Raw genomic sequence first — 12,753 nt, forward strand, 5'->3', positions numbered from 1 at the left:
ACGTCACAGTGTGATCACCGCCTGCGCCTCGATGCCCTCGGCAATGCCGCGGCCGATCTGGCAGACGGTCACAGCAAGGCTTGGCTGCAGGCTGCCGAAATCGGCGATCTCCTGGGTCTGGTCATAGAGATAGGCCGGTTCCGTGACCTCGACGGTGCGGCGGATGGCGCCGTCCTCAAGGATCCGCAGCCGGTAGCGCTCCACCTCTTCGTCGAGCGGAATTTCCGCCTGCAGCCAGCTGTCGGCATCGATCCGGCCGCAGCGGATCCACGACAGCCGGATCGCGCCGTCTGCTCCTCTGGCGCCGCGCAGATGCACCGGCGAGAGCGGTACCTGGGCCCGCGTTCGGCCGGCAAAGGTTATGGGTCCGCTGGCCGGCAGGCCTGTGCCGGCCGCCTCGGCGATCCAGTTGAGCGTCAGGCCGGCCTCCGCCGAAGAAAGTCCGATCGGCTTGACCGCGGCATCAAGCAGCACGATCTCGGCCCCGGCGATAGCGCCTGCCCGCATGGCGTCCTCGCTGCCGCCCAGCCCGCGCAGCAGTGTCGCCATCTGCCAGTGGCCCGCCGTCGTTTCCTGCGCCTCAGCAAAGCCGATCACCTCGAAGGCGCCATTGGCGGCGTGCACCGCCAACCGATTGGCGCCGTTCAGCACCGCCAGCCGCGACGCCGAGGCCAGTTCGCCGTGGTAGAGGTCCGCCTCGATGATATTGGCCCGATCGAACCGTCCGGACACGCCGGGTGCCAGCGGCTGTGTCAGCACGCCGAGCACTGCCGGCCGCTCCAGGACCACGCGCGTCTGATAGGCCTCGCTCTCGGCAGACGACGACAGTACCGTGCGCCGCCAGGGTTTCGAGAGCACGGCGGCACAGGCAAAATCGGTCTCGTTACCGGCCTGATGGCGCGGCAGGTCGAGCAGGCGCACCACTGGCGCATAGGCCTCGGCCGCCCGGCTGGCACTGCGTCGGCCACTGCTGGTCTCGGCAACGGCCGTGGGCACACCGGCCGCAAATTCGCGCAGCGACAGCTGCCGCATGTCGCCATCCTCGATCTTGGTCACCAGAAACCGACCCTGCGGCCCGTCGGCCACGGTCACGACGTCGCCCGGCTGCAGCTGCAGCTCCGCCGGGCCGATCGACAGCTCCACCGTGCGTCTCGATATACGGTGGTCGCGCAGCCGTCCTTCGGCCGCCACCAGCGCCTCGGCTTCCGTCATCACCGCCGGCAGATCGAGACTCAGCACCCGGCTCGATGCGGCGGCAACGCGGCGCGAGCGGGCGCTGCCCGCCTCGTAATCCTGCGCCATGTCGTAGAAGGAGAGGATCGCCTCGCCGGCAAAATCGCTGTCATGGCCGCGCGTCTCGCTCCACAGCGGTGCGTCGTCGCGATCGGCCAGCACAGAGAGTTCGGTGGCCGGCAGGCTCGCTCTGGCGCGCGAGCGGAACACCAGCGTGCCGCCATCCTCGATCACGTCGATCTGGAAGGCATCGATCAGCGGCTCGATCAGGCTGCGCGCCGAGGTCACCTCGCCCTGCACATAGCCGCCCAGATCGCCGCCGACCGCCGAGACATCATAATCCTCGAAGCCATGGTCGTCGAGAATGCCTGAAATCGTATCGGCGAGCGTCGCGGTTCCCAGCCGCCCGTTCAGCCAATGGCCGCTTCGCCAATTGTCGCCATCGGCCCAGATGTCGAGATCCTGCGGAAAGGCCGGATAGGGCCGCGTGTCAAAGGTCCAGACAAAGATCCGCTCAGGATCGACCATGCCGTCCGGCACTTGTGTGCCGCTCCACCAGCCGTGATGAGCCTCCAGAAAGCGCCGCTGCATGCTGTCGGAGCGCTGGCCGGAGGAAAAATACGGCAGCGCATTTTCAGCCGATTTCGGATCGACGAAGACATTCGGCTGGTTTGCGCCCTTGTCGACCGCAGGACAACCAAGCTCGGTCAGCCAGACCGGCTTCATGCGCGGCAGCCAGGCACTCGGCGTTTCGCTTTCCGCCCCGCCGCTGCGGTCATAGTGCCGGTTGGTCCACCAGCCCTCGATATCCTTGTAACGATAGACCCAGGGCTTGCCGGCCAGACCATCGGTAATAGCGGACCGCGTCCGGCTGTCGCGATCAGCAGCGCTTGCATAATACCAGTCGAATCCCTCGCCGGCGTCGATCTGGCCGCGCATCGCAGCAACATCATCGGCGATGCGAAAGCCGTCCGGGTTTGCCGCAGTCAGGTCCGCGTCCCGCCAGTCGGCCAGCGGCATGTAATTGTCGATGCCGACCGCATCGATGGCTGGATTGGCCCAGAGCGGGTCGAGATGGAAATAGACGTCGCCCGATCCGTCCTGCGGCTGATAGCCGAAATATTCGCTCCAGTCGGCGCCATAGGTCAGCTGGGCGGCGCTGCCGAGAATGGCGCGCACGTCCGCAGCCAGGCTCGCCAGCCGCGCCACGAAAGGAAAGCCGTCCATCCCATCGCGCAGGGTCGTCAGCCCACGCAGTTCCGAGCCGATGATGAAGCCGTCAACGCCGCCCGCGGCCTGCGCCAGCAGGGCGTAATGCAGCACCAGGCGGCGGTAGCCCTCGTCGTCGCCATTGAAACGCACCGATGTGCCCGAGACGGTGAAATCGCCGGCCTCGGCCTGCCCGCAGAAACTGTCGACCGCCTCGCCGACCGCGGCCGACCGGTCCGGACTGCCGGGACGTGCCGGTGCCGGATGGCAGGTGATGCGGCCGCGCCAGGGATAGCTTGCCTGCTCGCCCGCCCCATAGGGGTCGGGCAGTCCATTGCCGACTGGTATGTCCATCATCACGAAGGGATAGAGAAAGACCTTCAGCCCGCGCGCCTTCAGGTCGGCGATCGCCTCGATGACGCTTGCATCGTCCGGCGTGCCGCCATAAGCGGGTCCGCCATCGTTCCGGCTGACGACATGCGCCGCGCCGCGCGCGATGCCGCAGACCCGCCAAGGCCGGCTTTCATCGTCGCGGCTTGCCACTTCGACGCCCGGCACGATGCGGCACTGTTCGGCCCGCAGGTCCGTGCCGAACCAGCTGACCACCAGCGCCACATGGTCGAGATGGGGGCAGAGCGCCTGCAGCTCGTCAAGCGCCGCCTGCCAGTCGGTCGCCGCCGTCAGCGTGTTGCGGTTGACGATGCGGGCGCTGCCCTCTCCGGTCTTTTCGCTGACCGCCGTCGTCGCATAGCCATGCTCGGTGGCGCCGGGGATCAGCGTGATCGCCCGGATCTGCCGCTCCAGCCGCCCGACCGGCCGCAGCACCTCGAATTGCAGAACCGGAATGCGGTTGCCGAACGTGTCGAGCGGCAGCCGTTCGAACACCACATAGGCAAGCCCGCGATAGGCCGGCGCCCGGCCCTCGCCCTGTTTGGCCTCGATCAGCGGGTCGGGACCTTGCGTCTCGCTGCCGCGATAAAACCGCATCTCGATTTCGGTCAGATCGAGTTCGCTCCCGTCAGCCCAGACGCGGCGGATCGAAGCGACCGGCCCTTCGCAGAGGCCGAGGGCGATATTGGCGAAATAATTGTATGTCTTGACTTTGCTGCCGCTCGCCTTGCTGCCGGAGCGTTCGGTCGTCACCTCTTCTTCAAACCGCGTCGCCCAGATCAGCGTGCCGCCGATGCGCGCCGTGCCATAGAGCCGGTTGATCGCGGTGCCCTCGCTGGCACCGGGAATGCGCGCCGTCGACAGGCGCGAGCCGGACACCGTCGAACCGCCGATCAGGCTGCGGTCGATGGCATTGCCGGCCAGTGCTCCCGCCGCCCGGCCGATCATCGCGCCGACCGGGCCGAAAATGCCGCCAAGCGCCGCACCGGCCGCCTGGAAGAGAATGGTTGCCATGCTCAGATCTCCGGAAAACGATAGACGCCGACCACCCGGCGGCGCCAGGCCGGCACCAGCGCCGAGCGGATCACTGCGGCCTGCTCATAGGCGTGGATGAAATGCTCCGGCCCGGCCAGGATGCCGGCATGCTTGGCGGCATAGTGCGGGCGGAAGCGAAACAGCAGCAGATCGCCCGGCTCGGCCGCGCCGATCCCCGCGACCGTCACAAAATGCCGCTCGGCGGCAGCGATCAGCCGGTCCTCGCCGCTACGCTCGGCCCAGTCCGGCGCATAGGGCGGCGGCAATTCCGGCTCCTCGCCATAGAGATCCCGCCAGATGCCGCGCACCAGGCCGAGACAGTCGCAGCCGACGCCACGTCGTGAGGCCTGATGGCGATAGGGCGTGCCGATCCACTGCTCGGCCGCCACTAGCACTTGGTTGCCGATCGCGCTCATTCAAACAGCACCGATCCGTCATGGGTGGTTTCGCCATCCGCATAGGAATAGGCAAAGTCGCTGCCCGGCATATGGGGAAAGCCGCGGAAATTGACCTGGTTGGCAAAGGTTTCGCGGCAGGTGGCAAACGCCTTGTCGCAGCCGACCGTCACCTGCACCGCATCGCCCGGCTCCGGCAGCGTTTCCAAGGGCAGCCACAGCACCAGCAGCATACCGCCGCCCGCTACCCTGCTATCGTCGATATCCGCCGTCACGCCGGCATTGGCCCCATTGCTCAGCGTCAGCCGCCCGTGGCGAAAATACCCGTCGGCAAAGCCGGCAAGCCCCGAGACCACAATCCGGTCACCGGCCTCGACCGCCGTTACGACGCCGTCGGCGCTGCGCCCCGGCGCCTCGAGATCGACGCCGCAGCGCTCGTCGCCGAGCGCCGCATCGCAGCGCCGGCTGAAAATCCGCCCCTGCTCCTGGGTCAGCCGATGGGCAAAGCTGCGCAGCTCGGCGGAAAACTGCTCCGCCTCGCGCTTGACCTCGCCGATCTCCTGCACCTTCAGCAGCAGATGCTGGCCCGGTGCCTGCCAGTTGACCAGAAAGACCTCGACCCGCGCCCCGTCATAGCGCCCTGAAATCAGGTCGGCCTCGGCAATCGCCGCGCTCGAAAAGCCGCCCGACACCTCGCTCGTCGGCACCGACAGTCCGCCTTCCTCCTCCGTGTCGCTCGCCGCAAAGCCGCTCGCCGCCTGAAACACCGTGCCCACCGTCACCAGATCGCGGTCGTGATCGGTAAAGCCCAGAACCGTGCCGTCACGGCGCGTCACCCGCCAGCAATGGCAGAGTGTTGTCGCATCATTGGCCAGATGGCCGGCCAGTCCGTCCGGTATCGGTCTCATGGCAGGATCTCCAGCAGCGGAATGGTCGGAATGCGGCCGGCATTGAAGGCCTCGACATTCAGATCGAGCCGATCGGTGTCAAAGCGCACCGGCACATCAAATTCGAAGCCGGCCATGACGGCCTGCCCGGACACAGGAATAAAGTCCTCACCCAGCGTCACCAGCCCCGTCTCGGGGTCGCAGCCATAGGCGCCCGTCGGCAGCACCGTGCCGGCCACCGAAACGATCACCGATCCCTCGACCGGCTTAGCAATCGTCCGCGTCCAACTGCCCGCCGCATCGCCATAGGTCTTCACCAGCTGGAAGGTCGCCGCGGCGCCGTCGCCCGTGCCGAGGCGCTGGTCGAGCGCCGTCACCGCCACGCCGGGGCGGGCCGAATTGCCATCGACTGGATCACGAAAGCGGAAGCCGACATGCGAGCCGCCGCGCGCCTCGAAGAAATCCAGCACCGCATAGAGATCGGCCAGCGACCGCACGCCCGATCCGGCGTCATAGGCGCGGCGAGAATTCGCCCAGCGCCGGTTGCGGGCCTCGCGGCCGTTCGACAGGTTGACGATATCGGTGCGCCGCACCGGCCCGCCGCTGGTGGCCAGCGACAGCCTCAGCGGAAACCGCACCTCGTGAAAACTCTCACTCATGTCAGGCCTCCTCCCTTAAAGACTGCGCTGGCCGCGCCGCACGGTGCGGGCCAGCATGGCGGAGATCTGCGCCTCGCTCTTCCTGAAGCTCGCCGCATCCGTTGCCGTCACATTGAACTGGATCACCGTACCGCCGCCGCCGGTGCTGGCGACGCCGAGCGCCCCGTCGGACCCGCGCTTCAGCGGCAGGATCGCCTCCGAGCCCGCCTCGCCCATCAGGCCGAGATCGCTGCCCATGTTGAAATAGGTCGGCGTCGACACCACGCCGCCGCTGGCAAACGGCGTCACCCGCCCCGGCACGCCGCCATCGGCAAAGGCAAACAGCGAACCGAGACTGCCGGTCAGTCCGCTCACCAGCGAGCTCAGCGCGCTTTCCAACGGCTTCAGCCCCGCTGACAGGGCAATATCGGCCAGCCGGTTGCCGACCGAGCGCAGGGTCTCCTCCAGATCCTTGCCGCCCACCGTGGCACCCTTCAGCGCGCCGGTCAGCGCCTGGCCAAACCTCTGCGAGCGCGCCTCCAGATCGTCGAGCACGCTGGTCACACCGCTGGCATCGAGCGTCACCGCCACGGCCAGCCCGTCATCCTCATCCATTTTTTTGCTCCTCAGGGTTCGTCGGCCTCAAGCCTCGTCGGGGAACCGCGCCATCAGCGCGTTAAGCTCCGCCCGTTGCGGATGGCCGCGGCGCGGCGCAAAGGCCCCCGTCATGGCGGCAAATTCGCGCGGGCTGAGCGCCCAGAAAACAGTGGGATCAAGCCGCAGCAGGCAGAGCCCGGCATGCAAAGCCGGCCCCCAGGGAAAGGGCGAAGGGTCTAGCCCCGCAATGGGGGCATGTCCGGCCGCGTCGCCGCGTCCGATCGTCCCGCCCGCCTCCGCCGCTGCGGCCCTCAAGGGTTCGGGCGGTTTGCCCCTTCGTCGCCGGCAAAGGTCACCGTCAGCAGATCGCCGACCACCCGGGCGCTGCCGGCAATGCCGCCCTCGACCGCCATGCCGGCCACTTCGTCGTCGGAAAAGCAATTGCCGGCGCCGCGCAGGCCAGCGCCGAGGATGCGGATCATATCCGCCGATTTCAGCTGGCCGGAGGAAAACCGCCGGGCGAGATCGCCGAGGCTTTCCGCTGCGAAGGCCGTCTCCAGCTCCGCCAGCGCGCCGAGCGTCAGGCACAGTATGCGCCGCTCGCCGTCGATCACAGCCTCGACCTCGCCGCGATGGCGATTGGCGCGGCCACTCATATGCCGGCCGCCCATCAGGCCGCCCCGAAGGCCAGGCTGCCGGCCGATTCCAGGGCGATCTCGAACTGCAGCTCGCCGTCATGCTGGCCGGAATACTCGAGCGCCGAGATCTGGAACGGCCCGGTCACGGCGCCAAACGACGGGATCACCACCTGCAGCGACAGGATCGCCGCATTGAAAAACGCCGCGCGCACAAGCTCGTCGGAGGCCTGGTCCTTGAACAACCCGGCCCCCGACAGCGCCGCGCGCTGCACCCCCGCCCCACCCAAAAGCTCACGCCAGCGCCCGGCACTTTCGGCATCGGTCACATCGACGGTCTGCGCATTGAAGCTCAGTTTCCGGGTCCGCAACCCCGCCACCGTCACATAGGCATTGCCGTCATGCACCTTGATCAAAAGGTCCTTGCCCTTCTGCGCCACCATCGTCTCCGTCCTTTCGACAACAAAAATAGAAAAAGACCCTCTCTGGCCTGCCGGCCATCTCCCCCACACGGAGGGAGAAAACTTCGCGGAAACCGCTCGCTTCCATTCATCGACGGTGCGGCAGGGTTAAGCCCTCCCCCTTGTGGGGAGGGGTTTTCTTGCGTAGGTGATAACCCGCCTCATACGGGCAGCAATTCCCCGACAAATCTGGTGGAACGCACTGCACCTCACAGGAGAAGCACGACAACAGATTCCCCGTTCCACCCGCCGCCGTTTTGCCTTAAGGAAAAACGCCCGCCAGACCGTTCACCGGAATCATCCTCATGCCCCTCTCTCTGCCTCGCCGGCTGCCGCGCGCCGGGCTGATTGCCCTGCTGTCGGTCAGCCAGATCCTCGGCTGGGGCACGACCTTCGACATGCCGGGCGTGCTTGGCCGGCGCATTGCCGACGATCTCGGTTTGAGCATGGAAATGATCTTTCTCGGCCTGACCGTGATGATGCTGGTGCTGGCCTTTGCCAGCCCGCAGACCGGGCGGCTCTTGGCCCGACACGGCGCCTCGCGCATCCTCTCAGTGGGCTCCTGCCTGATGACATCCGGCCTTCTACTGCTCAGCCTCGCCCAGGGGCCGGCCCTTTATCTTGGCGCCTGGCTGGTGATCGGGTTGGGCGGCGCCTTCGGCCTGTCGGTGCCGGCCTATACCGCCGTCGTCGAGCACGAAGGGGCCGGTGCCAAGCGCAGCATCGGCATGCTGATGATCTTCGCCGGCCTGTCGTCTGCCGTCTGCTGGCCGATCCTCAGCCTGCTCGACCAGCAGTTCGGCTGGCGCCTGACGCTTATGCTTGCCGCCGGCGCCCAGCTTCTGGTCTGCCTGCCGCTGCATGCCCTGGCGCTCTCCAAACCCGAGGTCCGCAGCGCCGAGCAGTCGAGCGCCGCCGATACCGAGCCGCTGGCGCTCACGCCGCGCCAGTCGGTGCTTGCCTTCCTGCTGATTGCGGTTTCCACTTCGATCTTCAGCCTGATTACCTTCGGCCTGTCGCCGTCGCTGATCCATATCCTGCAGGTCTCCGGCGCCTCGCCGGCGCTTGCCCTGCAGCTTGGCTCGCTGCGCTCCGTACTTGGCATTGCGGCCCGCGCCGTCGATGTCCTGATCGGCAAGCGCAGCTCGCCGGTGTTGACCGGCCTGGTCGGCTCGGCCTTCCTGGTCATGGCCATGGTGGCGCTGCTCCTGGCGGATGGCCAGACCTCGATGCTCTGGCTGTTCATCGCGCTCTACGGTTTCGGCTCGGGTATCGCCACCCTGTCGCGCGTCCTCTTGCCGCTCAGCTTCTTTTCCGCCAGCCGCTTCGCCCAGCAATCAGCCCACCTGTCGCTGCCGCAGAACCTCGCCAACGCCGCCGCCCCGGTGCTGTTCACCGCCCTGCTCGACCGCCAGGGCGCCACCACCGCCCTCGTGGCGCTGGCGCTGCTGGCGATCACCGCGCTGGCCTGTATCGCCGGTCTCGCGCTGATGGCGCGGCGAGCGCGGGTGGCTTAGGTCTAGGATACCACGTGCCCCTCATCCCGCTGCCGCGACCTTCTCCCCGTAAACGGGGAGAAGGCATAGGCCGCACCGCCCAATGCTCCCGAAAACTCGGCACTCGACGCAACGCAAGCCGACGCTCCCGATACCCGAGCGGCATCCTCGACCTCGTCCCCTCTCCCCGCCTGCGGGGAGAGGGTTAGGGTGAGGGGCAGGGTCACAACACGGGCCGTTACAAAGCCTCATCCCGTGACGTCCCCTCACCCCACCTCCAACACCGCCCGAAACTGCATCTCCGCCACGAACAGCGCCGTCTTCACCTCGCGCCGGCTGACCGTCTTGCGATGCGCGAGACTGACCAGCACCGCGCTCGGCAGCGCCAGGTCGGCATCGTCGAGCAGCCCGCGCACCAGGCCGGCGATTTCTTCCGCCTCGCGCCGCCCGCTCGCCGACCAGGCCTCGAGGCTGAGCAAACATTCGCACCCCATCTCGGTGCCCGTCGAATAGTCGCGCGCCTCGATGCTACCGATCACCAGAGTGGGCAGCGCCGCCTTGGAGAGCCGCCGGTCGTGGATGCCGGCCGTGCCGATCAGCGCCGTCAGCGCCGCATCGCCGGAGAGCCGCGCGTGAACGGCCTGCAGCAATTCGTTGACGGCGCTCATCGCCCCTCCTCCTCGCAGCGACAGACGAGATATCGCCCCGTCTCGTCGGGGTCGTGCACCGCCTTGACGGCAAAGATCCTTCCGCCCTTGACGAAGCGCATGCCGGCCGCAACACCGGCGCGCTGGCGGATCCAGATGTCGTGAGTCACGGTCACCGTCTCGGCGCCGGCCTGTTCCGTCACCGTCACCAGCCGCGGCTCGATGCGCGCCCAGATCAGGGCCAGCACCTCGAAGCCGATCGCCGCGCCGCCCTGCCCGTCGGGCACCGTCACCGGCGCCTGCAGGGCCAGCCGCGCCGTCAGGCCGCCGGGGTCGATCTCGATCATACCCATGGTCAGAGCCCCCGCCGGCAGAAAGGCGCGATCAGCCGCTCGTAACCACGCGGCACCCCGGCCGGCTGGTCCCTCGCATCGACGACGCCGCGATAGGCAAACATCTCGGCCACATGCAGCAGCATGGCGCGCTGCAGCGTGTCCGGCACGTCGGTGCCGGCATCGCCATAACCGGCGCGAAAGTCGATCTCGATGCCGTTCAGGCTCTGGCCCGGCCGCGGCGGATCGCGCAGCCAGAGCCGCGCCGGCCGGCTCTGGCCATCCAGCAGGTGATCTTCAAGCGATACCTGAAGAGGCGTGCCGTCGGCCTCATAAACCGTAACGGTTTGAATCCCTTGCACCGGTCCCCTCGCAATCGGAATCACCCCGTCGCGCGGCCAGCGGTCGAGATAAAGCCTGAGCGCCTGGGTCAACAGGCACAGCCCGGTCTCGCGCTCCAGATGCTCGCGCGCCGTGACGATGAGACTCTGCAGCAGCTGATCCTCGTCGTCCCCATCCACACGCAGATGGGCCTTCACCTGGCCAAGCGTCAACGGCTCCGCGCCGGGCGGCGCGATCAGGGCATAGGTCATGGATGTCTCCGGAACATGGATTGATGGAAGATGGGAGCGGCCTGGTGGCGCCTTGCGCCTTGCCCCTCACCCTGACCCTCTCCCCGCAAGCGGGGAGAGGGGACGTGGACCGCTGAGGCACAATAAGACACAGCCGGTGCGGCATATGCCTTCTCCCCCGTTCATGGGGAGAAGGTGCCGGCAGGTCAGGCGCAACCCGTTGCGCCGGGGATGAGGGGCAGCCCTCGCAAAAATCGAGCCCCACCCCTCAACCCGCGGCAAACTTCACCAGCTTGATCGCCTCGAAATTCTGCACGCCGCCGCCGACGCGTTTGGTGGTGTAGAACAGCACATAGGGTTTGGCGCTGTAGGGGTCGCGCAGCACGCGCACGCCGGTGCGGTCGACCACCAGGTAGCCGGCGCGGAAATCGCCAAACGCGATGGCAAGCGCATTGGCCGCGACATCCGGCATGTCCTCGGCCTCGGTCACCGGAAAACCGATCAGCGAGGCCGGCTGGCCGACGCCGCCGGGCGGTTGCCAGAGATAGTTGCCGTCGGCATCCTTGAACTTGCGGATCGCCCCTTGCGTCTTGCGGTTCATGACGAAATGGGCGTTCTGGCGATGGCCGGCCTTCAAGGCATAGACCGTGTCGATCAGGATGTCGGAGGGGCCGCTTGCCGCAAAACCGCCGGCCGTGCCGGTCGGCTTGTAGCCGATCTTGCCCCATTCCCAGGCTCCGTCGGCCACCGTGTCATAAGCGAGAAAACCCTTCGGCTTGTTGATGCCGTCTCCCGCGACGAAGGCCGCGCCCTCCTGCTCGGCAAAGGCGATGTCGACCTCGCTGGAGATCCACGCCTCGATGTCGACCGCCGCATCGTCGAGCAGGCCTTGCGTCGCCGCCGGCATGGCATAGAGCTCCATGGTCGGAAACGACAGCTCGGCCAGCTCCGGCGTGCCGGTCTGCGGGCGGGCTGCCGTCTCGGCCACCCAGCCCGACGCCATGCCGGCCGGCGCGAACGGCTTCTTCAGCACGGCGCCGGAGACCTGGCGCACCGTTGCCAGCGCCCGGATCGGCGAGACCACCGACAGGCGCCGGCCGATCTCGCTGTCGGTCTCCTCGGGCACCAGATAGCCGCCGTCGCCGGCCACGCCCGATTGCAGGGCCTTGGCCTCCAGCTCGCGCAGACCCGCCTCGTCGCCGCGGCGGATATAGGCCTCGAAGGCTGCCTTGCGCTCGGTGTCGTCCACCGTGGCCTGACCGCTGCGGCCGAGCGCCGGGCGTAGCTTCTTCAGCGCCAGCTGGTCGAGCAGCCGCGACTGCTCGTCGACCGCCTTGTTGATGCGCTCCACCTTGTCGCGGGTCACCACGTCGGCCACCAGCTTGTGTTCGATTTCGCCGAGCCGCTGGTCGTTGGCATCCTTGAAGGCCTCGAAGGCTTGCATGAAATCCTCGAAGGCTGCCGTCATGGTTTCGGGCACGGCTTTCACCTCCGGTGCCACGGTCGTCATCTGCCTGGTCATGCTGCTGCTCCTCATTTGAAGTTGGTGATGGCCATCAGCCGAGCGGCGCGGCGCATGGTGCGCAGCAGCTCGGTTTCCGTGTCGCGGAAAAACCGCGCATGCTTGACGTTCGAGACCCTGGCCGATGGCGCCATCGGAAAGGTCACGACGGAAATTTCCCAGAGATCGGCCTCGAGAATGCGGCGTACGCCGGAGCCCTTGCCGGGCCTCTTGCCGGCCGTGCCGCCCCCGTCGGCGCGGGCCCTGACGGTCTGGAAGCCGATCGACAGCCCGTCCAGCGCGCCGCTCTTCATCAGCGCATGCACCTCGCGGGCCCGCGCCACGCCGGGCGACAATTGCCCCTCGACATAGAGCCCGCGCCCATCCTCGCGCAGCACCCGCCAGGCGCCGATCGGCTCGGCCGGATCATGCTGGAACAGCATGCGCACGCCGGCCGCCCCGCGCTTCATCAGCGAATGGCGAAAGGCCCCCGGCTCGATCACGTCGCGGCCGAGATCCACCTCGCCGAACACGCTGGCATAGCCTGAAAACCGCCCGTCGCCGGCAATGCCGCTCAAGCTCAGATCGGCAAATTTCTGCGTCAGCAAAACGCGCCCGCGTTCAGCATGCATGTCCGTCTCCTCGTGATGAAATGTGCGATGTTGGATGGGGTAGAGGGCAGGCGCCGTGGCGCTGATAGCAGATGAAAAAGACCCCTCCCCACC

Annotated in this window: 14 protein-coding genes; 1 reads left to right on the forward strand and 13 read right to left on the reverse strand. The window is 67.4% G+C overall.

Translation table 11 applies throughout. The annotated features are described in order from the left end of the window. Positions 1–3 precede the first annotated feature (3 nt). The 8 genes from HFC70_RS24990 to HFC70_RS25025 are packed head-to-tail and all read right to left on the reverse strand — an operon-like array spanning position 4 to position 7,462. The gene (locus tag HFC70_RS24990) at positions 4–3,846 is read right to left on the reverse strand and encodes a glycoside hydrolase/phage tail family protein (RefSeq protein ID WP_168476026.1); all 3,843 of its coding nucleotides are present in this window, start codon (positions 3,844–3,846) and stop codon (positions 4–6) included. 2 nt (positions 3,847–3,848) lie between these two features. Next, complete coding sequence (locus HFC70_RS24995; protein ID WP_168476027.1) at positions 3,849–4,283, reverse strand: NlpC/P60 family protein; 435 nt, start codon at positions 4,281–4,283, stop codon at positions 3,849–3,851. After that, a complete protein-coding gene (locus HFC70_RS25000; protein WP_168476028.1) occupies positions 4,280–5,170 on the reverse strand; it encodes a DUF2163 domain-containing protein in 891 nt (296 codons plus the stop codon). Before HFC70_RS25000 ends, HFC70_RS24995 begins: the two co-directional genes overlap by 4 nt. Continuing rightward, positions 5,167–5,808, reverse strand: a complete 642-nt coding sequence (locus HFC70_RS25005; RefSeq protein ID WP_168476029.1) for a TIGR02217 family protein — start codon at positions 5,806–5,808, stop codon at positions 5,167–5,169. Before HFC70_RS25005 ends, HFC70_RS25000 begins: the two co-directional genes overlap by 4 nt. A 15-nt stretch (positions 5,809–5,823) precedes the next feature. Further along, positions 5,824–6,402 carry a phage tail tape measure protein gene (locus tag HFC70_RS25010; protein WP_168476030.1) on the reverse strand — a complete coding sequence of 193 codons (579 nt, stop codon included), beginning with the start codon at positions 6,400–6,402 and terminating at the stop codon, positions 5,824–5,826. A 27-nt stretch (positions 6,403–6,429) separates the two neighbouring features. Continuing rightward, positions 6,430–6,699, reverse strand: a complete 270-nt coding sequence (locus HFC70_RS27090; protein WP_210259438.1) for a rcc01693 family protein — start codon at positions 6,697–6,699, stop codon at positions 6,430–6,432. Continuing rightward, positions 6,696–7,055 carry a gene transfer agent family protein gene (locus HFC70_RS25020; RefSeq protein ID WP_246735951.1) on the reverse strand — a complete coding sequence of 120 codons (360 nt, stop codon included), beginning with the start codon at positions 7,053–7,055 and terminating at the stop codon, positions 6,696–6,698. The genes HFC70_RS27090 and HFC70_RS25020 overlap by 4 nt, the downstream gene beginning before the upstream one ends. Then, complete coding sequence (locus HFC70_RS25025) at positions 7,055–7,462, reverse strand: phage major tail protein, TP901-1 family (protein ID WP_168476031.1); 408 nt, start codon at positions 7,460–7,462, stop codon at positions 7,055–7,057. Before HFC70_RS25025 ends, HFC70_RS25020 begins: the two co-directional genes overlap by 1 nt. A gap of 323 nt (positions 7,463–7,785) precedes the next feature. Here HFC70_RS25025 and HFC70_RS25030 point away from each other — a divergent pair, with 323 nt between their 5' ends. Continuing rightward, complete coding sequence (locus tag HFC70_RS25030; RefSeq protein ID WP_168476032.1) at positions 7,786–8,997, forward strand: MFS transporter; 1,212 nt, start codon at positions 7,786–7,788, stop codon at positions 8,995–8,997. 245 nt (positions 8,998–9,242) lie between these two features. On the opposite strand, the gene HFC70_RS25035 is transcribed toward HFC70_RS25030, so the two are convergent. The 5 genes from HFC70_RS25035 to HFC70_RS25055 all read right to left on the reverse strand — a co-directional run bounded on the left by HFC70_RS25035 (position 9,243) and on the right by HFC70_RS25055 (position 12,660). Then, on the reverse strand, positions 9,243–9,644 hold the full coding sequence (locus HFC70_RS25035; protein ID WP_168476033.1) for a DUF3168 domain-containing protein: 402 nt from the start codon (positions 9,642–9,644) through the stop codon (positions 9,243–9,245). Then, the gene (locus HFC70_RS25040) at positions 9,641–9,976 is read right to left on the reverse strand and encodes a phage head closure protein (protein ID WP_168476034.1); all 336 of its coding nucleotides are present in this window, start codon (positions 9,974–9,976) and stop codon (positions 9,641–9,643) included. Before HFC70_RS25040 ends, HFC70_RS25035 begins: the two co-directional genes overlap by 4 nt. 2 nt (positions 9,977–9,978) lie before the next feature. Further along, positions 9,979–10,548 (reverse strand): head-tail connector protein, encoded by a 570-nt coding sequence (locus tag HFC70_RS25045; RefSeq protein WP_168476035.1) that lies wholly within the window; start codon positions 10,546–10,548, stop codon positions 9,979–9,981. A 247-nt stretch (positions 10,549–10,795) separates the two neighbouring features. After that, complete coding sequence (locus tag HFC70_RS25050; RefSeq protein ID WP_168476036.1) at positions 10,796–12,049, reverse strand: phage major capsid protein; 1,254 nt, start codon at positions 12,047–12,049, stop codon at positions 10,796–10,798. 11 nt (positions 12,050–12,060) lie between these two features. Further along, the gene (locus HFC70_RS25055) at positions 12,061–12,660 is read right to left on the reverse strand and encodes an HK97 family phage prohead protease (protein WP_168476037.1); all 600 of its coding nucleotides are present in this window, start codon (positions 12,658–12,660) and stop codon (positions 12,061–12,063) included. Positions 12,661–12,753 lie beyond the last annotated feature (93 nt).

Origin of the sequence: Agrobacterium sp. a22-2 (genome assembly GCF_012276985.1) — a bacterium.
Taxonomy (GTDB): domain Bacteria; phylum Pseudomonadota; class Alphaproteobacteria; order Rhizobiales; family Rhizobiaceae; genus Allorhizobium.

Excerpts from the sequence above, each read along its gene's own strand:
- HFC70_RS25025 (WP_168476031.1), bottom strand. The coding sequence starts at position 7,462 with ATGGTGGCGCAGAAGGGCAAGGACCTTTTGATCAAGGTGCATGACGGC.
- HFC70_RS25035 (WP_168476033.1), bottom strand. The coding sequence starts at position 9,644 with ATGAGCGCCGTCAACGAATTGCTGCAGGCCGTTCACGCGCGGCTCTCC.
- HFC70_RS25020 (WP_246735951.1), bottom strand. The coding sequence starts at position 7,055 with ATGGGCGGCCGGCATATGAGTGGCCGCGCCAATCGCCATCGCGGCGAG.
- HFC70_RS25005 (WP_168476029.1), bottom strand. The coding sequence starts at position 5,808 with ATGAGTGAGAGTTTTCACGAGGTGCGGTTTCCGCTGAGGCTGTCGCTG.
- HFC70_RS24995 (WP_168476027.1), bottom strand. The coding sequence starts at position 4,283 with ATGAGCGCGATCGGCAACCAAGTGCTAGTGGCGGCCGAGCAGTGGATC.
- HFC70_RS25040 (WP_168476034.1), bottom strand. The coding sequence starts at position 9,976 with ATGGGTATGATCGAGATCGACCCCGGCGGCCTGACGGCGCGGCTGGCC.
- HFC70_RS25010 (WP_168476030.1), bottom strand. The coding sequence starts at position 6,402 with ATGGATGAGGATGACGGGCTGGCCGTGGCGGTGACGCTCGATGCCAGC.
- HFC70_RS25030 (WP_168476032.1), top strand. The coding sequence starts at position 7,786 with ATGCCCCTCTCTCTGCCTCGCCGGCTGCCGCGCGCCGGGCTGATTGCC.
- HFC70_RS24990 (WP_168476026.1), bottom strand. The coding sequence starts at position 3,846 with ATGGCAACCATTCTCTTCCAGGCGGCCGGTGCGGCGCTTGGCGGCATT.
- HFC70_RS25055 (WP_168476037.1), bottom strand. The coding sequence starts at position 12,660 with ATGCATGCTGAACGCGGGCGCGTTTTGCTGACGCAGAAATTTGCCGAT.
- HFC70_RS25050 (WP_168476036.1), bottom strand. The coding sequence starts at position 12,049 with ATGACCAGGCAGATGACGACCGTGGCACCGGAGGTGAAAGCCGTGCCC.
- HFC70_RS25000 (WP_168476028.1), bottom strand. The coding sequence starts at position 5,170 with ATGAGACCGATACCGGACGGACTGGCCGGCCATCTGGCCAATGATGCG.
- HFC70_RS25045 (WP_168476035.1), bottom strand. The coding sequence starts at position 10,548 with ATGACCTATGCCCTGATCGCGCCGCCCGGCGCGGAGCCGTTGACGCTT.